This is a genomic window from Marinobacterium sedimentorum (assembly GCF_024267675.1).
Classification (GTDB): Bacteria; Pseudomonadota; Gammaproteobacteria; order Pseudomonadales; family Balneatricaceae; genus Marinobacterium_A; species Marinobacterium_A sedimentorum.
In genome coordinates this window covers 185,434-206,579 of sequence record NZ_JALDYX010000003.1, presented here as the reverse complement: position 1 = coordinate 206,579, position 21,146 = coordinate 185,434, and the positions used below count along the sequence as shown (strand labels likewise).

General features: G+C 59.5%; 21 protein-coding genes. 11 read left to right on the top strand and 10 right to left on the bottom strand.

The window, feature by feature from the left end; translation table 11 throughout:
* Positions 1-8: 8 nt before the first annotated feature.
* From MRS74_RS05210 to MRS74_RS05200, 3 genes are all read right to left on the bottom strand, one after another.
* On the bottom strand, positions 9-293 hold the full coding sequence (locus tag MRS74_RS05210; RefSeq protein ID WP_254579269.1) for an ArsR/SmtB family transcription factor: 285 nt from the start codon (positions 291-293) through the stop codon (positions 9-11).
* A 163-nt stretch (positions 294-456) separates the two neighbouring features.
* Complete coding sequence (locus tag MRS74_RS05205) at positions 457-1,041, bottom strand: DUF5610 domain-containing protein (RefSeq protein WP_254579218.1); 585 nt, start codon at positions 1,039-1,041, stop codon at positions 457-459.
* Positions 1,042-1,116: 75 nt separating this feature from the next.
* Entirely contained in the window at positions 1,117-2,418 is a 1,302-nt protein-coding gene (locus MRS74_RS05200) for a GGDEF domain-containing protein (protein WP_254579217.1), read from the bottom strand.
* Between the two features lie 254 nt (positions 2,419-2,672).
* On the opposite strand from MRS74_RS05200, the gene MRS74_RS05195 reads away from it, so the two are divergent.
* Positions 2,673-3,608, top strand: coding sequence for a universal stress protein (locus MRS74_RS05195; protein WP_254579216.1), 936 nt, complete (start codon positions 2,673-2,675; stop codon positions 3,606-3,608).
* Positions 3,609-3,759: 151 nt separating this feature from the next.
* Here MRS74_RS05195 and xthA read toward each other — a convergent pair whose 3' ends face one another.
* Positions 3,760-4,575, bottom strand: a complete 816-nt coding sequence (gene xthA, locus MRS74_RS05190; protein ID WP_254579215.1) for an exodeoxyribonuclease III — start codon at positions 4,573-4,575, stop codon at positions 3,760-3,762.
* A gap of 178 nt (positions 4,576-4,753) precedes the next feature.
* Here xthA and gorA point away from each other — a divergent pair, with 178 nt between their 5' ends.
* Positions 4,754-6,109 (top strand): glutathione-disulfide reductase, encoded by a 1,356-nt coding sequence (gene gorA / locus MRS74_RS05185; RefSeq protein WP_254579214.1) that lies wholly within the window; start codon positions 4,754-4,756, stop codon positions 6,107-6,109.
* On the opposite strand, the gene modC is transcribed toward gorA, so the two are convergent.
* Genes modC through modA form a run of 3 tightly spaced genes read right to left on the bottom strand, consistent with a single transcriptional unit; the run spans position 6,106 to position 8,678 of the window.
* Complete coding sequence (gene modC, locus MRS74_RS05180) at positions 6,106-7,227, bottom strand: molybdenum ABC transporter ATP-binding protein ModC (RefSeq protein ID WP_254579213.1); 1,122 nt, start codon at positions 7,225-7,227, stop codon at positions 6,106-6,108. The two genes, gorA and modC, sit on opposite strands and share 4 nt — an antisense overlap.
* Complete coding sequence (modB, locus tag MRS74_RS05175; protein WP_254579212.1) at positions 7,221-7,913, bottom strand: molybdate ABC transporter permease subunit; 693 nt, start codon at positions 7,911-7,913, stop codon at positions 7,221-7,223. Before modB ends, modC begins: the two co-directional genes overlap by 7 nt.
* Positions 7,914-8,678: a molybdate ABC transporter substrate-binding protein gene (gene modA, locus MRS74_RS05170; RefSeq protein ID WP_254579211.1), complete on the bottom strand. Its 765-nt coding sequence runs from the start codon at positions 8,676-8,678 to the stop codon at positions 7,914-7,916.
* Between the two features lie 211 nt (positions 8,679-8,889).
* On the opposite strand from modA, the gene MRS74_RS05165 reads away from it, so the two are divergent.
* The 3 genes from MRS74_RS05165 to MRS74_RS05155 all read left to right on the top strand — a co-directional run bounded on the left by MRS74_RS05165 (position 8,890) and on the right by MRS74_RS05155 (position 11,813).
* On the top strand, positions 8,890-9,675 hold the full coding sequence (locus MRS74_RS05165; protein ID WP_254579210.1) for a TOBE domain-containing protein: 786 nt from the start codon (positions 8,890-8,892) through the stop codon (positions 9,673-9,675).
* A gap of 208 nt (positions 9,676-9,883) precedes the next feature.
* Positions 9,884-11,077, top strand: coding sequence for an enoyl-ACP reductase FabV (fabV, locus tag MRS74_RS05160; protein ID WP_254579209.1), 1,194 nt, complete (start codon positions 9,884-9,886; stop codon positions 11,075-11,077).
* 157 nt (positions 11,078-11,234) lie between these two features.
* A complete protein-coding gene (locus MRS74_RS05155; protein ID WP_254579208.1) occupies positions 11,235-11,813 on the top strand; it encodes an META domain-containing protein in 579 nt (192 codons plus the stop codon).
* On the opposite strand, the gene gcvA is transcribed toward MRS74_RS05155, so the two are convergent.
* Positions 11,796-12,698 (bottom strand): transcriptional regulator GcvA, encoded by a 903-nt coding sequence (gene gcvA / locus MRS74_RS05150; RefSeq protein ID WP_256557812.1) that lies wholly within the window; start codon positions 12,696-12,698, stop codon positions 11,796-11,798. The two genes, MRS74_RS05155 and gcvA, sit on opposite strands and share 18 nt — an antisense overlap.
* A 675-nt stretch (positions 12,699-13,373) precedes the next feature.
* Between gcvA and MRS74_RS05145 the strand changes: the two genes are divergently transcribed.
* From MRS74_RS05145 to nhaD, 3 genes are all read left to right on the top strand, one after another.
* Entirely contained in the window at positions 13,374-13,619 is a 246-nt protein-coding gene (locus tag MRS74_RS05145) for a TIGR02647 family protein (RefSeq protein WP_254579207.1), read from the top strand.
* Positions 13,620-13,752: 133 nt separating this feature from the next.
* Positions 13,753-13,938 (top strand): hypothetical protein, encoded by a 186-nt coding sequence (locus MRS74_RS05140; RefSeq protein WP_067387080.1) that lies wholly within the window; start codon positions 13,753-13,755, stop codon positions 13,936-13,938.
* Positions 13,939-14,478: 540 nt separating this feature from the next.
* Positions 14,479-15,723, top strand: a complete 1,245-nt coding sequence (gene nhaD / locus MRS74_RS05135; protein WP_254579206.1) for a sodium:proton antiporter NhaD — start codon at positions 14,479-14,481, stop codon at positions 15,721-15,723.
* Between the two features lie 187 nt (positions 15,724-15,910).
* Here nhaD and MRS74_RS05130 read toward each other — a convergent pair whose 3' ends face one another.
* Positions 15,911-16,159, bottom strand: coding sequence for a hypothetical protein (locus MRS74_RS05130; protein WP_306421953.1), 249 nt, complete (start codon positions 16,157-16,159; stop codon positions 15,911-15,913).
* Positions 16,160-16,441: 282 nt separating this feature from the next.
* Entirely contained in the window at positions 16,442-17,572 is a 1,131-nt protein-coding gene (locus tag MRS74_RS05125; protein WP_254579204.1) for a GNAT family N-acetyltransferase, read from the bottom strand.
* Between the two features lie 71 nt (positions 17,573-17,643).
* Here MRS74_RS05125 and MRS74_RS05120 point away from each other — a divergent pair, with 71 nt between their 5' ends.
* From MRS74_RS05120 to MRS74_RS05110, 3 genes are all read left to right on the top strand, one after another.
* Positions 17,644-18,093, top strand: coding sequence for an HIT domain-containing protein (locus MRS74_RS05120; protein WP_254579203.1), 450 nt, complete (start codon positions 17,644-17,646; stop codon positions 18,091-18,093).
* A gap of 374 nt (positions 18,094-18,467) precedes the next feature.
* Positions 18,468-20,231, top strand: coding sequence for an aspartate--tRNA ligase (aspS, locus tag MRS74_RS05115; protein ID WP_254579202.1), 1,764 nt, complete (start codon positions 18,468-18,470; stop codon positions 20,229-20,231).
* A 52-nt stretch (positions 20,232-20,283) separates the two neighbouring features.
* On the top strand, positions 20,284-21,027 hold the full coding sequence (locus tag MRS74_RS05110; RefSeq protein ID WP_254579201.1) for a YebC/PmpR family DNA-binding transcriptional regulator: 744 nt from the start codon (positions 20,284-20,286) through the stop codon (positions 21,025-21,027).
* Positions 21,028-21,146 lie beyond the last annotated feature (119 nt).

Below are 21,146 nucleotides of genomic sequence, written 5' to 3'. Positions count from 1 at the left end.
GCAGGCCGCTAAGCTTGGGCGCAGTATAGTTCGTGCAGGGTCTCAATCAGCCGTTGTGCCTGGTTGCCATGCAGGGAGTAGAAAATGGTCTGGGATTCGCGGCGGGTCTGCACCAGGCCGTCATTGCGCAGAATGGCCAAATGCTGCGACAGCGCCGACTGGCTGAGGTCCAGGCATTGATTGAGCTCCTTGACCGACAGTTCACGGTTCTGCAGATAACACAGAATCAGCAGTCGGTGCTCGTTGCTCAGCGCCCGCATCAGGCGCGCAGCGCGGGCGGCATTGGCTTTCATGTCATCAAGTGATGGCGCCTTGGGGGTGGGCGAGGACAAGGGATGAGACAAAGGCAGGAACTCCGGACGTTGGCGGCACGCAATGACTGAATTTTACGTGTCGACCTGTCGAAGTACAAACGGTCCCTGCTCTGTCGGTGGCGGTGCCTGGTGGTTGTCAGCGTTATATGGATGCCTCGGGTGCTGTCCGGAAGGCTTCCAGTCCCTGCATCACCAGACTGTAGGTCGCGTCTATGGCGCTGGCAATATCCCCCTCAAGAACACCCACTCCGTCCAGAATGTCCCGCGCCTGGGCAAAGCCCTGGTCGATACCGCCCTTTATTAGATCGGCGAAGCTCAGGCGGGCGTCGTCCTCGTTCAGTTCCGGGTGCTGGGTCTGATAGGACGCGAAAAAGGCCGTTGAACGGCTCAGGATACGCGCGGCAGTGGCTTCGGGGCTTAGATCCAGTTCCGCGGCGTAGGCGTTCTGAATCGCCGAATCGCCAAGGTCTGCCTGCAGGGCTTCGTTGAGTGTGCCTATCACGCTGCGATACAGCGTTTCCATGGGCTGGTTGCCCGCATTGATACTGACCTTGAGCGAGGCTTCAAGAATCGCCTCATTGCGCGCCTGTGTGTGCTCGGCGGGACTGAGCTGCTTGTCACTGCGGGCCGCTTGAGAGACCTCTGTGCCCATGCCGCCGGCCGGGCGGTCGTCGGCTCTGGCGCGGGCGGATACCTGTTGGCCGAAATTGTCGGGTTTGATGTCCATGGGGGTTCAGGCTCCCTGCGTTAGTGGATTACCCAGAGTATCGGCGGCGAGCCTTGGCTGTTGAGTGAAAAGTACTCATGCGAAGTCGGCCTGGCTGCTGCGCCTGGGGCGTCGCGTCAGCTGAGAGTTGGCCATGGTGCGGTTACGGCCGGCTCGCTTGGCGGCGTAGAGTGCCTTGTCGGCCAGCTGCATGACTTCATCGCTGTGCAGCTGTGAGGGCCCGCGCTCGCACAGGCCAATGCTGATGGTGACCTGAAGCGGCTTGTCGGAGCCCTGGGCAGGTCCTTTGGCTGGCTTGCTTGTCCGGCGCTGCTGGCGGCCTTCCTTGGTATTCCCGCTGCGATTGGGCTGGCGCAGGTGCAGCGGGTAGCAGGCGATGGCTTCGCGCAGCTGTTCGAGGTGGGGCAGGGCCTCGGTCTCGGTTTTCCCGCGAAACAGCACGGTGAATTCCTCACCGCCGTAGCGGAAGACCCGCCCGCCGCCGCCAACCTGCTTGAGTTGAGACGCCACCATGCGCAGCACCTGGTCCCCTGCATCGTGGCCGTGGCGGTCATTGAACTGTTTGAAATGATCAATATCCATCATGGCCAGGGTATAGCGCTGGCCCAGACTGCTGAGCTGTTCCTGCAACGCCCTGCGAGCCGGCAGGTCGGTCAGCTCATCAATAAAGGCCAGCTGGTGGGAGTGGGAGATCAATGCCTGGCACAGCATCAGCTGGATGCAGGTGAACAGCAGCGGCGAGATGTGCGTCAGGTCAAACCAGAAAAACAGTGCCGGCATGGTCAGCAGGGATACGAACAGTGCCGCGTCGGCCCGGGTGCGGCGCAGCGATAACACCAGGCCGCAGAGCACAAAGGTCAGCCCAAACAGCCAGGCAGCGCCCTCACTGAGGTAGTGGCCTGCGACGAGCAGCTCGAGCAGCAGCATGGGCAGGTGTCCAAGCCAGTAACCCAGGATCTGTTGTTGCCATAAGAACCAGAGCACCAGGTAGGTGACCAGGGGCAGCAGCAGGCGCAGCCAGGCGCCACGGTTGAGCAGGCCGCGCTCGGGCGCGAGGCAAATCACCAGCTGATTGATGGGCAGTAGCAGGGACAGCAGGCTGAACAGCACGTAATTGTCTGGCCGTTCCAGCGGGGTCTGCAGGCAGAGCTGGATCAGTGCGTAAACGCCGAGCAGATTGAATGCGGCGAACAGCAGCCGGCTCTGATTAAACAGAAAGCCCAGCAGCAGGTTGGCAGCGCCGAGCAGATAGGGCAGGGCGACAATCAGCAGTTGCAGTTCAGGGGACAGGCGGCTCAGGTTGCTGAACAGTACCAGTGTCGCCATGAGCATTAGGGCAAAGGGTGCGATAAGCAGGCGAAGAACTTGTATCGTCACAAACGCACTATCCTTCATATAGTGTGAGCTGATCCTAGCAGACTCTGCCGGGCTCCGGGAGACTGTACTGCACTTTGTCGCGCTATAGGTCGTGCCTGCGGCTGTGACGGGGCCTCACTGATGCTGTGAATCGGTGTCCCTGATCGCTCCGGGTGAGTTGATCAGCATTTGTGGTGTTATATAAAATTGTCAGGAGCAGTTGCCAGAAAAGGCTGCCGGGGTCGAGCAGAGATCTCGCTGTTGCAGGAGGCAATATGAAAACGATTAGCAAGATTCTGGTCAATGTCGAAGAGCAGCACGATAACGCCCAGGCCATCGCCAAGGCCGTCTGGCTGGCGGAGCGCTCGGGCGCCTCTATCGAGTTGTTTTGCTGTTGTTTCAATCTTTCGGTCCGCAACGGCTACCTGTTCGATCAGGAGGCGGGTCTGCACGCGCAGCATGGTTATCTGCGCCAGGTGGAAGAGCGCTTGCTGGCAATAGCCTCGAGACTGCAGAACCAGGGGCTGAATGTGGAGGTGGATGTCGCCTGGGACCGGCACCATTGCGATGGTGTTCTTCGAAAGGTACAGCGCTACGGCCCCGACCTGCTGATTCACCAGATTGGTGTCCACAGCCGGCTGGGGCATTACTGGATGGCGCACCATGACTGGCAGCTATTGCGACAGTGCGCCGTGCCGATGTTGCTGGTCAAGGCACATCAGTGGGGCCGGATACCCCTGGTGGCTGCCTGTGTCGATCCGTTCCATGAGTGTGATGTGCCAGCGCAACTGGACCGCGGTATTCTGAATCAGGCCTGTATGCTGGCACGCCTGGTCGACGGCCGTTTACATGTGGTACACAGCTTTCAGGCCCTGCCGCAGGCGGCGATATTCGATGAGCATGTCGTAACGGATTATGCCGCGTTGCAAAGAAAAGTCGTGCAGCAGCACGGTCAGGCACTGGAAAAAATGCTGCATGAACAGATGCACGTAGAAGATGCAAACGTGCATCAGCTACAGGGTGAAAGCCATGTCACCCTGCCCGCCTTTGCCGCGCAGCACAAAGTTGATGTGATGGTGATGGGGTCGGTTGCCAGGGGTTTTCTGGATCGGTTGCTCTTGGGCAGCACCATTGAGCGGATTTTCGATCACCTGGACTGCGACGTGCTGGCGGTCAAGCCGCCGGGTTATGGCGCGCCCCTTTTGTCCTGATAACAAGCCTCTTGATAGCCCATTGCTTTGCTGGGTGTGCTTCGATAGGGAGTATCCCGGCAGAGCATGTCGCCGCCGCGACGACAGCCTCAGGGCATGCAGACGGCCCGCGAATTCGCGGGCCTTCTGCTTTTGTTTTTTAGTCAGGCCTTCAGAGATCGAAGGTGGCCCATACAGGTGCATGGTCGGACGGCTTTTCCATGGCGCGAATTGCATAGTCGATATCCGCGTCTGTACACAGGCTTGCCAGCGGCGCTGTCGCCAGGATGGCATCGATGCGCAGGCCGCGTCTGGGCTCGCGTTCAAAGCCACGGCTGCGGTAGTCAAACCAGCTGAAGTGTGCGTTGTCATTGGGCTTATGCAGTCGGTAGGTATCCTGCAGGCCCCAGTCTTTCAGGCGTTGCAACCATTCGCGCTCGACGGGTTGAAAGCTGCTTTTGCCATCGCGCAGCCAGCGCTTGCGGTTGTCCTCGCCAATGCCGATATCAATGTCTTGCGGCGATATGTTCAGATCCCCCATCACCACCAGCGGCTCGGCCGGATCGCAGTGCTGTTCCAGGTGCGCCTGCAGGTCTGCGTAATACTTGCGCTTGGCGGGGAACTTGGTGGCGTGGGCAATGTTCTCGCCCTGCGGGAAATAACCGTTAATTACGGTCACCACTGTGCCATTGCTGCTGGCGTAGCGGCCGATGATCAGCCGTTTTTGCGCATCTTCATCGTCGGTCAGGAAGCCCTTTTGCACACTGAGCGGTGGCTGGCGCGAGATCAGGCAGACGCCGTAGTGGCCTTTCTGGCCGTGAAATTCCACGTGGTAACCCAGGGCTTCGATGGCGTCGATAGGAAATTCGGGGTCAGAAACCTTGGTTTCCTGAATGCCAATGACATCCGGCTGGTGTGATTCTATGAGCGCGGCCAGCTGGTGCAGGCGGGCGCGTATTCCGTTGGTATTGAATGAGACCAGCTTCATGCCTGGCGGTACTCCTGATGGCGGGCGGCGAAGCAGTGTAGCATGGCCGTTTGGCGGGCTCATCCCTGGGAATATAGCCAGGCGCTATTTCCGCTTTAGCCGCAGCCTATTGGCCTCTGTCAGGCGAAATCTATAGAGTAGGTCGCCACAGATGCCGAGCAGCTAGATGGAGGCCAGAGTGGCGGAATATGATTTTGATCTGTTTGTAATTGGAGCCGGGTCCGGCGGTGTACGAGCGGGTCGCATGGCGGCTGCCATGGGAGTGCGGGTCGGCATCGCCGAAGACCGTTATCTGGGTGGCACCTGCGTGAACGTCGGCTGTGTACCGAAAAAACTCTATGTCTATGCCTCCCACTACGGCGACGATTTTTCTGAGGCGCAGGGGTTTGGCTGGCAGACAGAGAAGCCCCGCTTTCACTGGGAAACGCTGCGCGACAACAAGCGCCAGGAAATCGAACGTCTCAACGGTATTTACCGCAATCTGCTGGTCAATTCCGGCTGCACCCTGATCGAGGGGCGGGCACGCATTGTAGATGCCCACACAGTGGCGGTGGGGGATGATCACTACAGCGTTGAGCGCATTCTGGTCGCGACCGGCGGCTGGCCTTTCGTGCCCGATATCGACGGTCGCGAGCACATTACGACCTCCAATGAAGTCTTCGACCTGGACGTTTTCCCCGAGCGTGTCCTTGTCGTGGGCGGTGGCTATATCGCGGTGGAATTTGCCGGCATCTTCGCAGGCCTGGGCGCCAAAACCCACCAGATCTATCGTGGCGAGCTGTTCCTGCGCGGCTTCGATCAGGAAGTGCGGGAGTTTGTGGCCGAGGAAATGCGCAAGAAAGACGTCGATCTGCGGTTCAATACCGATGTGAAACGCATCGAGAAGGCGGCGGATGGCAGTCTGCGGGTTGAGCTGAAAGACGGTGACATACTGCAAGCTGACTGCGTGCTCTATGCCACGGGTCGGGTGCCGAACGTGACCAACCTGGGGTTGGAAACGGTGGCGGTACGCCAGCGCGACAACGGCGCCATTATCGTCGATGACCAGTTCCAGACCGCTGAGCCGTCGGTTTATGCACTGGGTGATGTGACGGATCGCGTCCAGCTGACGCCGGTGGCACTGGCCGAAGGCATGGCACTGGTGCGCAACCTTTACGATGGCAAGGCGGAAAAGCTCGATTACGACCTTATTCCCACGGCCGTGTTCTGTCAGCCCAATATCGGCACTGTGGGGCTGAGCGAAGAGCAGGCCCGCGAGCGTTATGGCGCTATAGACGTCTACAGCTCCAGCTTTCGTGCCCTCAAGCACACGCTGAGCGGCAGCGACGAGCGCACCCTGATGAAGATGATCGTGGATGCCGCCACTGATCGGGTCGTCGGCGTGCATATGGTGGGCGGCGATGCCGGTGAAATCATCCAGGGTATTGCGGTGGCCATGAAGGCCGGCGCCACCAAGGCAGTATTCGACTCCACCATCGGTATTCACCCGACGGCGGCGGAAGAGTTTGTCACCATGCGGCAGAAGACTCGCTAGCGCGGGTGCGTGCCCGGGATGGCCGTCCGGTCGTCCTGGGTTGTCCAGTCGCCCGGGTTCAGGCTGATGCCCTTGATCTGGGCGAAAGCCGTATCACCGGGTTTGAGCGCAAGCTCGGCGGCGGCCCAGAGCGTGATGTGCGCCCAGAGCCGTTGTGTACCGATGCGCAGCTGCACGGCCATCAGGTGACCGTCATCGTCAGGCTGCAAGGCCTCTATGGTTGCCGGCAGTATGTTGCGGATGCTGCTCTGTTGGGGGCGGGTGCGCACGATGGAAATGTCGTTGGCGCGAATGCGCAGGCGCACCCCCTGGCCGTTCTGTGCCTCGAATTTGCGTACCCAGAGGCCGAGTCCGTCACCCAGACTCAGGTGTGTCAGCTGCCAGCGCAGATCCTGACCGACGACCTGGGCCCGGAGAACCGTACTCAGCTCTTCCACTGAAAACCAGGGGCGCATCTGTTCCGACCCCCAGAGATCCTCCAGCGGCCCCTGCAAGGGAGCGCGTCCCCGGTCCAGTAATACCAGGTGATCTGCCAGGCGCAGTATCTCATCCAGACTGTGGCTGACATACAGGATCGGCAGTCGGACTTCGGCCGCCAGGCGCTCGAGGTAGGGCATCAGTTCGCGCTTGCGCGGCAGATCGAGGGAGGCCAGCGGCTCGTCCATCAGCAGCAGACGTGGTTCACTGAGCAGAGCCCGGCCGATGGCGACGCGCTGGCGTTCCCCGCCGGACAGGGTCGCGGGCGCTCGCTGCAGCAGCGGGCCTATGCCCAGCAGCTCGATCACATCGGCAAACTGTTTCGGGTCGGGCTTGCGAGATCCGTAGCGCAGGTTGCCCTCGACGCTGTAATGCGGAAAGAGGCGGGCATCCTGAAATACGTAGCCGATTCTGCGCTGCTCCGGGCGCAGGTGAATATTGCGGCTGCTGTCGAACAGAACCTCGTCGCCCAGAGCGATGCGGCCCCGATCCGGGCGGACAAGGCCGCTGAGCATGTTGATCAGCGAGGTCTTGCCTGCCCCCGAGCGACCAAAGATGGCACTGATACCCTGCAGCGGCAGCTGGATATCCAGCTGCAGGTCGAGATCACCCTGGCGCTTGTCGATACAGACACTCAGCATGCGCCCTCCAGCCGACGGCGGGCAAGGCGTGCCAGCCATTCGGAGAACAGCAGTGCCGCCAGCGAAACCACGATGGCGATTACGCACAGACGGGCGGCTTCGGCTTCGGCGCCGGGAGTCTCGATAAAGCTGAACATGGCCAGGGGCAGGGTGCGGGTTTCTCCGGGGATGTTGGAAACGAAGGTGATAGTCGCGCCAAATTCGCCCAGGCAGCGGGCGAAGGCCAGCACGGTGCCGGCCAGAATGCCGGGCAGTGTCAGGGGCAGGGTGATGGTGGCAAAGACACGCAGCCGTCCGGCGCCCAGGGTGTGGGCGGCGTCTTCGAGGCGGCGGTCGACCGCCTCGAGTGACAGCCGGATGGCGCGTACCAGCAATGGGAAGGCCACCACGGCGGCAGCCAGGGCCGCGCCGCGCCAGCTGAAACTGAAACTCAGGCCAAAGCTCTGGTACAGCCAGCCGCCGATGGGGCCCTGGCGGCCCATGCCGATCAGCAGCAGGTAGCCGATCACGACCGGCGGCAGCACCAGCGGCAGGTGAACCAGGCTATCGAGCAGGGCCTTGCCGGGAAAGCGCCCGCGGGCCAGCAGCCAGGCCAGCAGAATGCCGGGCGGCAGGCTCCAGAGCACCGCGACGCTGGATATTTTCAGGCTCAGCATCAGGGCCTGCCATTCGTATTCGCTGAGCATCTAGCGAACCTCAAAGCCGTAGCGGCGAAAAATATCGGCGGCCCGGGGCGCGCTTAAAAATGCCAGCAATTCACGGGCGGCGGGCCCGTCGGCGCTGCGTACTATGGCGACTGGGTAGTCGATAGGGCTGTGACTGCGGGCCGGAAACTCGGCCAGAACCCGCACCCTGGCGCTGCTGGCATCGCTGCCATATACGATGCCCAGCGGCGCTTCGCCGCGCTCGACCAGTACCAGGGCGCCGCGTACATTGTTGGCCCGGGCCAGGCGTGGTTCTGCGACCGGCCAGAGTCTGAGCCACTGCAGTGCTTCCTTTGCATAACGTCCGGCCGGTACATGATCGGGGTCGCCCACGGCCAGACGGCTGTCGCCCAGTGCGCCGGCCAGATCCCAGTCCGGATTCAGTTCAATGGGCGTCAGGGTGCTGTCGCGGGGGCTGATCAGTACCAGCCGGTTTCCCAGCAGAGTGCGACGACTGTCACCGGCCAGTACGCCTGCTTCGCTCAGATAATCCATCCATTGCAGGTTGGCCGAGATATAAAGATCCGCCGGTGCGCCCCGGGCGATCTGACGGGCCAGTGTTGAGGAAGACGCATAGTTGGCGATGATCCTGGTCGAGTGGGTCTCACCGAAGGCGGCAATAACGTCGTTCAATGCATTGGTCAGCGAAGCGGCTGCATAGATGCTGAGGGTCTCTGCGCTGCGGGCAGGGCCGGATGCCAGGCTCAGCAGCAGGCTGAGCAATACAGCGATGGTTTTCAGGCGCATGGTGGGCTGTCCGGCGGAAAAGGGTTTGAGATCCTGGTGGCAGGTGCTGGGTTGGGGTATCGATATATATCAAGGTATATAGCGCTGTGCAAGTTCGTCGTTCTGTGGTTTGTCTTTGTTGTCTTGCCTTTGCCGCTATGGGGCGGCTTGAGGTTTTGGCTGCGACGGGCACAATGGGCGACCAGTCAGGTGTGTGCTGAAGTGGAGGCTTATGGAACTTGAGGTCGTACTGACGCTGCTGCAGGACAGCAAGCTGCTGGCAAATCCCAAACGTATCGCCCTGTTGCGCCAGATAGGGGTTACCGGGTCCATCAGTCAGGGCGCGAAATTGGCGGGGCTGAGCTACAAGGCCGCCTGGGATGCGGTCAGCGAGATGAATCAGCGCAGTCCCGAGGTGCTGGTCGAATCCGCCGTGGGCGGGCGGGGCGGCGGCGGGGCCGTACTTACCCGCCGTGGCGCCCGTTTTGTCCAGTTGTACGAGTTGCTGGAACAGGTGCAGGCTCAGGCGCTGGTGGCGCTGGAAGACGACAGCATACCGCTGCACAGCCTGCTGGGAGTCATGGCCCGGTTGTCGCTGCAAACCAGCGCCCGCAACCAGTTTTTTGGTGTTGTCGAGCGTATCGAGTCGGCCGGCTCCGATGAGCGCATTTTCACAGCGCTGGCCGATGGCACTGTACTCTGTGCGAGTATTACTCGGCGCAGCCGCGAACGCCTGGCGCTGTTTCCGGGCAAGGATGTGCTGCTGCTGCTCAAGGCCCCGGCCATCGAATTGATCACGGCTGCTGCACCGCTCTCCGATTTCGAGGTGAACCGGCTTGAAGGCAGGCTCACCGGGCTTGAAGACTGTGACCAGAGTGTCGAGCTGCAGGTGCGCCTAAACGGCGGCGATGAGGCCTGTGCGCTGGTGTCGCGTGATCAGGCCCGGGGGCTGTTGCCAGGGGACACAGTGCGCTTGCGCTTTGCACCGGAACAGGCGCTGGTGGCCGCGCTCACCTGACAGGCTGCGCAGGCGCAGTCAGTGGGTGGCGGCTGGGTCAGGGCGCTCAGGCTGAACTCGATTGTATTAACCTCTGTGGGGTGTAACACGCGATATCAGCAGGCCGGTTTGGGCGGGGCAGGCAGCGGGCTGTTATCAGGCGGGAGTTTCGGGTATCGTTGCCGCACACTTTGTGCATCGAATTGAATGGCCTGAGACTGAAAAAAGCATGATCATCCAACCGAAAATCCGCGGCTTCATCTGTACTACCACCCATCCCACGGGATGTGCCCAGAACGTGCGCCAGCAGATCGAATATACCCGCCAGCAGGGCACCGTCGAAAATGGTCCCAAGCGCGTGCTGGTGATAGGTGCGTCCAGCGGTTATGGCCTGTCATCCCGTATCGCAGCAGCTTTTGGGTCGGGCGCCGCCACCATTGGCGTGTTTTTTGAAAAGCCTGCCACCGAGCGCAAGACCGGCACTGCCGGCTGGTACAACTCCGCCGCATTCGAGCAGGAGGCGCATGCCGCCGGTCTTTATGCCAAGAGCCTGAATGGTGATGCCTTCTCCCATGACGCCAAGCAGAAGGTGATTGAGCTGATTCAGCAGGACCTGGGGCAGATTGATCTGGTGGTCTACTCCCTGGCATCTCCGGTGCGCAAAATGCCGGATTCCGGTGAAGTGGTACGCTCGGTGCTCAAGCCCATCGGTGAAACCTACCGTGCAACCGCCATCGATACCAACCGTGACTGCATTATCGAGGCTGAAGTGGAGCCTGCGACCGATGAAGAAGTGGCCAATACGGTTACTGTCATGGGGGGGGAGGACTGGGAGCTCTGGCTGCACGCCCTGAATGATGCCGGCGTGCTGGCAGAGGGCTGCAAGTCCGTGGCGTACAGCTATATTGGTACCGATATCACCTGGCCGATCTACTGGGATGGCGCTCTGGGCAAGGCCAAGCAGGATCTGGATCGTGCGGCAACGGCACTCAACGGTTTGCTGACGGCCAAGGGCGGTCAGGCCAATGTGGCGGTGCTGAAATCCGTTGTGACCCAGGCCAGCTCTGCCATTCCGGTCATGCCGCTGTACCTGTCCATGGTGTTCCGTATCATGAAGGAACATGGCGTCCACGAAGGCTGCATGGAGCAGGTGTACCGCCTCTTCTCCACGGGCCTGTGCGGTAGCAGCGCCAAAATGGATGATGGCAACCGTTTCCGGCTTGATGACTGGGAACTGCGCGATGATATTCAGAGCGAATGCCGTGCCCTTTGGCCTCAGGTGACCACCGAGAACCTGTTCGATCTGACCGACTACGCCGCCTACAAGGCCGAGTTCCTCAAGCTGTTCGGTTTCGGTGTGGAGGGTGTGGATTACGCCGCCGATGTGGATCCGCAGGTTCCCTTCGACGTTATCGATATCTGAACGATCTAAATCGAAAGCGCTTCACCCGCCGGGTCTTGTGCCTTGGCGCGTGAGCTGTGTAAGACGCATGCAACACGGCAGGGATGCCACCGTTGGACGCACCATTCGAGTGCGCCTGCTATTCTGCGTAAGCAGTGAAATTAAAGGGACTTTCAGGATGAAGCGGATCTTTGGTAGTACTCGTCTTGGCGGATGCGCCCTGGTCGCAGCCGGGCTGCTGCTGGCGGGCTGTTCTGGATTGCTGTATCAGGACGCAGGATCCGTGCAGCAAGAGGCGCACAGTGGTTTGAGTGTTGAGCAGAGCGCGCCTCAGGTTCGTGATGCGTCCACGAACATGACGCTTGAATTACCCAGCCTTGCCGGCACCCGCTGGCAGATAACGCGGGTGGCTGACCAGCCGGTCCCCGCATCGCTCAATTCCACCATCCAGTTTGATGATCAGGGGCATGTATTCGGTTCTGCCGGCTGCAACCAGTTCACTGGAACCTATGAGTTGAATCGCGGGGGCTTGCGTATCGAACGTCTGGCCACGACCCGCAAACTCTGTTTCTCCGCCATCATGTACCAGGAAGAGGCGCTATTGCGCGTTCTGCGCGGGGCTGAGCGCGTTTATCTGCAGGCGGATGAGTTGATTCTGGAGTCGGCCCGCGAGCGGGGCCTGAGTCGCATGATCCCTTTGCCGGAGGCCGCTGTGTCGCCGCACACAGCCAGGCCTGGCTCAGGTATGGATGCCTGACATGGGCGCGTCGTGGGTGATGGCCTCCAGCACCCAGTCGTGGAATGCCTTCATGCCGTAACTCAGCGTGCGCCCTTTGGGGTACACCAGGAAAAAGGCATTGCCGCTGTCCAGCACCAGGTCAAAAGGCTTGGCCAGCTGGCCGTAGCGTACCTCTCGCTCCACCAGCTTTTCGTCCCCCAGGGCTATGCCCACACCCTCCATCGCGGCCGACATGGCCAGCGAGGTACTTGAGAATGTCATGACGCGGCCAATATCGGTGCTGCTGACACCGGCCTGGCGCAGAATGCGTGGCCATTCATCCGGCCTGTCGGCGACTCGGATCAGGGTGTGCCGCTTGAGGTCTTCAGGGGTGTTGAGGGGTTTTTCGCCCGTGAGCAGGGCTGGGCTGCAGACCGGTACCAGGCGGACATTGAGCAGGTGGGTGCTTTCGACATCACGCCAGCCGCCGCGGCCAAAGTTGACCGCCATGTCGGTATCGGAATGATCAAAGTCGATAGGGCCGTAGGCTGCGCTCAGGCGCAGCTCGACATCGGGATATTCGGTTTGAAACTGGCCGATACGCGGCACCAGCCAGCGGGTCAGAAAGGCGGGCGCCACGCTGATAGTGACCGCCACTGAGTTCGGCGAGGCCATCAGGCGTCGGGTGGCGCTGTCAATTTCATCCAGCGCCAGTTGCACCGAGGCCAGGTAGCGTTCGCCTGCGCTGGTAAGGCTGACTCTGCGTTTTTCACGCAGAAACAGGCGCACCTCCAGGAAGTCCTCCAGTGTTTTGACCTGGTGACTGACGGCGGAGGGGGTGACATAGAGTTCATCGGCCGCTTTGTTGAAGCTGCCGTGGCGCGCAGCGGCTTCAAAGCTGCGCAGTGCATTGAGTGGTGGCAGACGGCGGATGGCATCTCTCCCTGTCAGATCGCGGTCAAGGCGCGAACATCGAGCCCTAGTGTATTGCTCCGCTCTTAGAGGCGCTTTTAGCGAGTCGCCAGGAGGTTGGCCGCACGGCGCATTTTCGAAGCCATAGTGGGCCTATTTCGAGGAAATGCAACACCGCGGACGGCCTCCTGGCGGCTCGCCCGCAGGGAGCCCACCAATTCGCGCCCTGCTGCGTTGCCGCTCTTGGCAAGAGCCCCACTTATACCTGCGAACGGCGCCTTGCCGGACACGAATTGGCGGGCTCTATAAGCACCCATTAGGGCGAAGCAGTACACTAGTATAGCGCCACCGCGGTGAAGCGTTAATGTCTTTGTCCTGTTGCGCCTCAACGTCGCCTGGCAGTGGTTGCCAGCGATGCAAAAGTCATCTAATTTCTTGGCAAGGGGCGTCGGTTTGTGAACGGGCGCCAGCGCGGCTATAAACCCCGCTAACACAGACCCGGTTTAGATTCGGGTGCCTGGTTCGGGGTGGTTTTCCCGGAGAATGCGTCCGGGGTGATGGTTGCGAGTGACTTGTAGTGTGGTGTTCGGTTTTTCTACGGCATCGCCTACTGTACGGGACGAGGTGAATCGTTCTATGCTGAGTGGCACCTAGTCTCAAAGAATAATCCTAATGCGAGAGTTGCCTATGCCATATTCGCCTGAAATGATTGAAGAGCTGAACATGCTGAATCGCTTCAATCTGATGACAACCCAGGAAGGTCTCAAGGTACACCACGATGCTGAAGCTGCGGTGGTTTCTGCCACCGGTCGGCTGTTTGAAAAAGGTCTGATCACCCGGTCTGATGGTGGTTATCTGACGGATCTCGGTCGCGAAGCGGCTGAGCATGCCCAGTCGGCGCTGATGATCCTGCAGTCGCCACCCTGTAACTGAAATTTGAATCGCCGGGGGCAGTGCTCCCGGCGGGCGCTGGATGGAGGGTGAATATTTGCTTTGAAGTTTTGTGCACCTGCGGCACAATTAACAGCGTGAGCCAGAAATGCTGCCTAGAATGGGAGTCACCATTATGGAAACCAAGCTTAAAACCCATCCTAAATTTGTTGAAGCCATGCAGAAGCTTTCTGTGATGACAGAGGAAGAGCGTCTGTCTGAAGAGAACAGGGCGCTGTTTGATCAGGCGATCCGATATGCGCCACTGGATATTCAACCCAAACTTGCAGCGATTCAAAGAAAGTACGAAGCGCTTCACTAGCATCCGCCGTTACCGCTGATCACGGGCCACCTCAGGGTGGCCCGCTGCGTTTGTGGTCCAGCGTTCATGGGTACAGGGTTGTTGCTGTACTTTGGTAACGCGCAGTCTCCAGTCTTTGGGTCTAAGCCCAATTGATGATTACCTTGATTTGATGCAGTTGCTGGTGAGTCGCTTGGCCGGCCAGGTGGCGTGCTGCCGGCAACCTGGTGCATGGGCGTCAGGCTGATTGAGGTGTTGTAAGCGCGTGGCGAGGCGGGGCCGAAAGATATTTTATGCGCAAGGGGCTCGACCTGAGTGTCGCAATTGGGCATATTGGGCGCGTTTTGAGGTGCTTGCTCCTTAATCTGCGACCGTGTCTGCCAGATGTCTCTGTAGCGGTGGTATTCAGTTGATGCCGGCCTTCTGGTTCTGCGCCAGGAAGCGATTGGCTGTTCATCATGCCCAGTGTTGGCAATCCGGCCCGTTTAATTTTGGGGCCAGTGAACTGCCAATTTTTTGTCCCGCTGCGGGGCAACCCAAACCTGGGGAGTGAACCACTCCATGCATTGGATACTGCTAAGCCTTATTGTGCTGGCGTTTGTATTGATCGTGGCCGAAGACTTTGTGCATATCAATAAAGCCAAGTCGAGCCTGTTTCTGGGGACCCTCGTCTGGCTGCTGGCGTTTATCTTTCCTGAACCCGGAACCGATGCCGCAAGCATTCAGACGCAACTGAACGAAAACCTGCTGGACATCGCCACCCTGTGGCTGTTTCTGATGGCGGCGATGACCTTCGTGGCCTACCTCAACCAGCAGGGTCTGATTACCCAGATGGTGTATCGCATTCTGCCGGCGCGTATTGGCCAGCGTCAGTTGATGCTCCTGATGGCTATGCTGGCACTGGCATTTTCGTCTCTGGCGGATAACATTACCGCATCCCTGATCATGCTGTCGCTGCTGTCCTCGCTCAAGCTGAAAACCGAAACGGTGCTGAAGTTTGCGGCATTGCTGGTGTTCGCCGTGAACTCCGGTGGTGTGTCGCTGATTACCGGTGACGTGACGACGCTGATGATCTTCCTGGCCGGCAAGGTGGAAATCAGCAATCTGTTTCTGTTGATTCCTGCGGCCATACTGGGAGTTATTGTGCTCCTGTTGACGATGCTCGGCGGCACCTCTGGCGAGCTGGATATTCCGCATTTCCGGCGTCCCGTCGCGGGGCGGGACAAGGTGATTGCACTGCTGTTCGTGCTGACGATCGGGTCGACGCTCTTTATGAGTGTGTATTTCAGTGTGCCGCCGGTACTGAGCTTCCTGTTCGGGCTCTCTGTGATGTTCCTGATGTACCAGTTTCTCAACCGCAATACGCCTTCAAGCCAGAGCGTGCTGGAGTATATTCGCGAGATCGAGTTCGACACCCTGCTGTTCTTCCTCGGTGTGCTGCTGCTGGTGGGCATGCTCAAGGAGCTGTCGGTACTGGAACATCTGCCGGCGCTGTACCAGGTGATGCCGGTCTATGCGGCCAACTATGTGGTCGGCCTGCTGTCTGCGTTGGTGGATAACGTGCCCTTGACTGCAGCAATCCTCAAGTCTGGCATCGACATGGATCGTGCGGACTGGATGGGGTTGACCTATGCCGCAGGTGTGGGCGGTTCTCTGCTGATCATCGGTTCGGCGGCGGGCGTTATTGCCATGAGCAAGATTGAAGCGCTCAGCTTTGCGACCTACCTGCGCTTTCTGCCGCGTTTGTTGCTGGCCTACAGCGTGGGTTATGTAGCCGTGCTGGCGATCGCAAACAGCATGCTCTAAAGCGTGCGTCTGGTCGTTATCGTCTGATGTCGTTTCGTGTGTCAGGGCGAGGCGGGCAGATAAAAGTGGGGGCAGGGGTCGGCGCCTTGGTGCCGGCTTCTGCCCGAAACGCAGCAGAGAGAGAAGGGGGGAAGTATCTCTGCTCCGGTTGAGAGTTTGATCAAGTGGTTGATGGCAGGTTCGGTTGTCACGCGGCGGCGCTGTTGCCGTGTTCCGGGTGGGTTGCCAGGAAGTGTTGCAGCACCTTGCGCAAAACTTCTGCATGGCTGGTATTGCCACATCGTTCGGCGCGTTTTATATCATCAAGAATGATGCCCTTGATTCGCTGATCGCCGTGGTGGGATGTCAGGTACTGCCCCAGAGCCATCGCGATCATGGGGTCCATATGCTCATGTTCCGCGATAGCCTCGATTTCAGCCTCCGTCAAGTCACACATTGCCAAGCATTCTTCATACGTCAACATACCGTGGTATCTCCATGGTTTGGGGAATTCATCTTTATTTGCGTTGCCTTCCCTGAGAGCACTCATGAGTGTAGAAGGGCTTGGCGGTGCTCGCTACGGCAGTTTGCGTATTTAAATTCATGTGCCTGAATCGCTTGTTTATTGGGGCTCATGCTGTGGCTGCAAAGTGAAGCTGAGGTATTTCGTATTGTGCCCTGCGATGATGTTGTGTCTGGGACTGTCGTGCGTCTGCAAAGGCCTGGGTTTGATGTTGTCTCAGTCCTTTCGAAACGGCAGCCAGGTTGTCAATTCCTGAATTTGAGCCCGCATGGCGTCGCGCTCCGTCCCCATGGCCTTGTTGATGGCGTCGGCGAAGCCTGGGTGTTTAACCCAGTGGCCGGACCAGGTCTCGATCGGCTGGAAGCCGCGCTGGATCTTGTGCTCACCCTGGGCGCCAGGATCGAAGCGGGCGAGACCCTGGCCGATGCAGTATTCGATGCCCTGGTAATAACAGGTTTCAAAATGCAGGCTGTCGTAGTCATCCAGGCAGCCCCAGTAGCGGCCGTACAGGGTGGAACTGCTCTTGAGTGACAGCGCTCCGGCGACGGGCTGGCCGTCTTTTTCGGCGAGTACCAGCAGCAGCTGTTCGGGCATGTTCCGGTGCAATAGCTGGAAAAATTCGGGCGTCAGGTAGCCTGTGCGGCCGCGCTTGAGGTAGGTGTTCTGGTAAAAGGCGTAGAAAACGTCGAGCAGCTCGGGGCTGAGATCGGTGCCTTCGATACGGCGCAGGCTGATCTGCTGATCGAGTACCTTTTGTCGCTCGCGGCGGATGTTCTTGCGCTTGCGCGAGGCAAACTTTTCCATGAAATGGTCGAAGCTGCGAAAGTCTGCGTTGAACCAGTGATACTGAGTGCCCAGGCGCAGTGTCAGGCCGGATGCTTCCAGGCACTGTCGCAGCGCGGGTTCTACAAAGAGGCCATGCCAGGACGAGGCGCCAAAGCGTTCTGCCAGCTGCCTGATGGCATCCAGCAGTGCGGGCATCAGGGTTTCTGTCGGCTGGCTGCTGCCGATACGCGGCCCGGCGGCGGGGGTAAACGGAATGGCAGTGACGAGTTTGGGGTAGTAGTCCAGCCCGTGGCGCTGGTAGGCATCCGCCCAGGACCAGTCGAACACGTATTCGCCGTAGGAGTGGGTTTTAAGGTACAGCGGCATAACGGCGATAGTTTCGCCGTTCTGCTCGACAGCGATGTGCAGGGGTTGCCAGCCCGTTTGCGGGCTGACGCTGTTGCTGTGTTCCAGAGCGGCGAGAAACTCATAGCGCAGAAAAGGATAGTCGCTGCCACAGAGCCGGTTCCAGGTGTCTGGGCCTATTGCGCTGATGTCGGTGTGAATCTTGAGTTCAAGCATTTTTACCTATACTTCCGTTCATGCCCGGGTGCAGAATATCCGGTTTTGGCGTGGCAAACAGGAGCCCCTAGATGGATGAGCTGGAACTCGAATTTGAACTCCACCCGCAGCTGGCGCAGGACTGCATCCCGTTAGGTGACTTCGCGCTCTGTCGTTTGCTGCTGATCAATGATGCCAACTATCCCTGGTTTGTGCTGGTGCCGCGCCGCGCGGATGTCAGCGAAATTTATCACCTGTCGTCGGATGATCAGCTGCAGCTGATGCGCGAGTCCTGCTTTCTGGCGGAGAATCTGGCTGACGCCTTTGCCGCCCGCAAGATGAATGTCGCGTCTCTGGGCAATATGGTGCCACAGCTGCACCTGCATCACATCGTGCGGTTTGAAAAAGACCCGGCTTGGCCCGGGCCTGTGTGGGGCAAGCTGCCTGCGCGCAGCTACACCGCTGAGCAGGTTGGGGATATCCGCACGAAAGTGCAGGCGTTGATGTCCGGTGAGCTGGACTTCGTGCCGCAGCCCGCCTGATTGGCGGCCGCTGTGCAGGTACATGCAGAGGCTAAGGTGCAGGGAAAATTAGCCTGCGCGGGTCTGTAAGCGCCTTTCAAATCAGGTATAATTCGCCGCTTTGTGACGCCTGTTGTGGTGCAGGGGTGGCGTTTTTGCGTCCTGTGCCCGGTGTTATACCGCCAAGAGCAGGTTTTGGCACTGCTGAACACTGTGTCGTGCCGCCCAGAAATATCGGCTTCCCGGGTGAGGTCTGGATTACCGCTTGCCCGTGGGTGGTCTGCTGCTGAGATATCCGGCAGGCGACAGGCACACAGCTAATGACCGCTTCAGGCGGTGCTCTACAAGATTTCGGGGCGCGTCCCCCTATGGTTAATCGACAGGAATTGGAAACTATGCGCAGCCATTATTGCGGCGAGCTGAGAGAAGAACATATCGGCGAAGATGTGACGCTGATGGGTTGGGTCCATCGTCGCCGTGACCACGGCGGGGTTATCTTCCTCGACGTGCGAGACCGTGAAGGCATTTCCCAGGTTGTATTCGATCCGGATCGTGAAGAAAGCTTCAAGCTTGCGGACAGCGTGCGCAGCGAGTTTGTCATAGAGCTGCGCGGTACCGTGCGTGCGCGCCCAGAGGGCACCCTGAACAAGGATATGGCCACCGGCGGGATCGAAGTGCTGGGCAAGGAGCTGGTAATCCTGAACAAGGCGGAAACGCCGCCGTTCCAGCTGGATGAACACCAGCAGGTGGGCGAAGACGTGCGTCTGCGTCACCGTTACATCGACCTGCGTCGGCCTGAAATCCAGAACAAGCTGCGCTTTCGCTCCAAGGTGACCAGCGCGCTGCGCACCTACCTGGATGGGCATGGCTTCCTGGATATCGAAACGCCTATCCTGACCCGGGCCACGCCTGAAGGTGCGCGTGACTATCTGGTGCCCAGCCGTACCCATGAAGGGTCCTTCTTCGCGCTGCCGCAGTCGCCACAGCTGTTTAAGCAGCTGCTGATGGTGTCCGGCTTTGATCGCTACTATCAGATTGCCAAATGCTTCCGTGATGAAGATCTGCGTGCCGATCGCCAGCCTGAATTTACCCAGGTGGACATCGAAACCTCGTTCATGAACGAGGAAGAGATCATGGGCATGGCCGAGGAAATGATCCGCGGCGTTTTCCAGAATCTGATGGATGTGGATCTGGGCGAGTTCCCCCGCATGCCCTACGCCGAAGCCATGCGTCGCTTCGGTTCGGACAAGCCGGATCTGCGCATTTCCATGGAGCTGGTCGATGTTGCCGACTTGATGGCAACGGTCGACTTCAAGGTCTTCGCAGGCCCGGCCAAGGATCCCAAGGGTCGTGTTGCGGCACTGAAGGTTCCCGGCGGCGCCGTGCTGACCCGCAAGCAGATTGACGACTACACCAAGTTTGTCAGCATCTATGGCGCCCGCGGTCTGGCCTGGATCAAGGTCAATGCGCTGGAAGACGGTGTTGAAGGTCTGCAGTCGCCGATCGTCAAGTTCCTGGGTGACGACGTATCCATGCAGATCATGCAGCGTCTGGGCGCCAAAAACGGCGATATCGTGTTCTTCGGCGCCGACAGCGCCAAGATCGTCAGCGAAGCCATTGGCGCGCTGCGCATCAAGGTGGCGGAAGACCTGGGTCTGATCGAGCGTGAATGGGCGCCGCTGTGGGTGGTGGACTTCCCGATGTTCGAGGAAACCGGCAAGGGCGGTCTGACCGCACTGCATCACCCGTTCACGGCGCCGAACTGCAGCGTCGACGAGCTGAAGTCCAACCCTGAAACCGCACTGTCCCGTGCCTACGACATGGTGCTCAACGGCACTGAGCTGGGTGGCGGCTCCATCCGTATCCACGATCAGGACATGCAGAAGGTGGTGTTCAAGATTCTGGGTATTGAAGACGAGGAAGCGCAGGAAAAATTCGGCTTCCTGCTCAACGCCCTTAAATACGGTGCGCCGCCCCACGGTGGTCTGGCATTCGGCCTTGATCGTCTGGTGATGCTGATGACCGGCTCCGACTCGATTCGTGAAGTTATTGCCTTCCCGAAAACTCAGAGTGCGTCTTGCATGCTGACCGATGCGCCGGGCGAGGTGAGTGCGGCCCAGTTGCACGAGCTGAACATTCGTCTGCGCAAAACCCCCTGATAAAAAGTAGTGGCAAAGCCGCTGTGGCGGCTCTGCAGATAGAGGTATACCGATGGCAGGTCATTCGAAATTCGCCAACATCAAGCACCGCAAGGCGGCCCAGGATGCGAAGCGCGGCAAGGTTTTCACCAAGCTAATTCGCGAACTGACCGTGGCGTCCAAGGAAGGCGGGCCTAACCCGGACGACAACCCTCGCCTGCGTGCGGCGGTGGACAAGGCACTGGGTGCCAACATGAAGCGCGATACCATCGACAAGGCGGTAGCGCGCGGTGCGGGCGGCATGGACGGTGAAAACTACGATGAGCTGACCTACGAAGGCTACGGTATCAACGGTGTGGCGATTCTGGTCGAGTGCATGACCGATAACGTCAACCGTACCGTGTCCCAGGTGCGTGCTGCCTTCAACAAGTTTGGCGGCAATCTGGGGACCAACGGCTCGGTGTCGTACCTGTTCGAGAAAAAAGGCCAGCTCAGTTTTGGTGAGGGCGCGGACGAAGACGCCATCATGGAAGCCGCGCTGGAAGTGGGGGCTGAAGATGTGGTCGGCAATGACGACGGCTCGGTGGATGTGTTCACGGCGCCGGCGGATTTCATGATCGTCAAGCAGGGTCTGGCAGATGCGGGTTTTGAGGCCGAGTTTGCCGAAGTCGCGATGATTCCGGCCACCACCGTGGAGCTGGATGTCGAGACCGCCCGCAAGGTCATGAAGCTGATAGATGCGCTGGATGACCTGGATGATTCGCAGAATGTTTTCCACAATGCCGATATTCCCGAAGAGGCTATGGAAGACGACTGAATCATTGCGTTTCGCGGGCCGCCCGTCGAGACACACCAGGCCGGGGTCAGGATTTTAGTCGCCGTCAGTGGGGCCCTTGAGGCCTGTATTGATGCGGTTGTGAAATCCAGGCTCCGGCC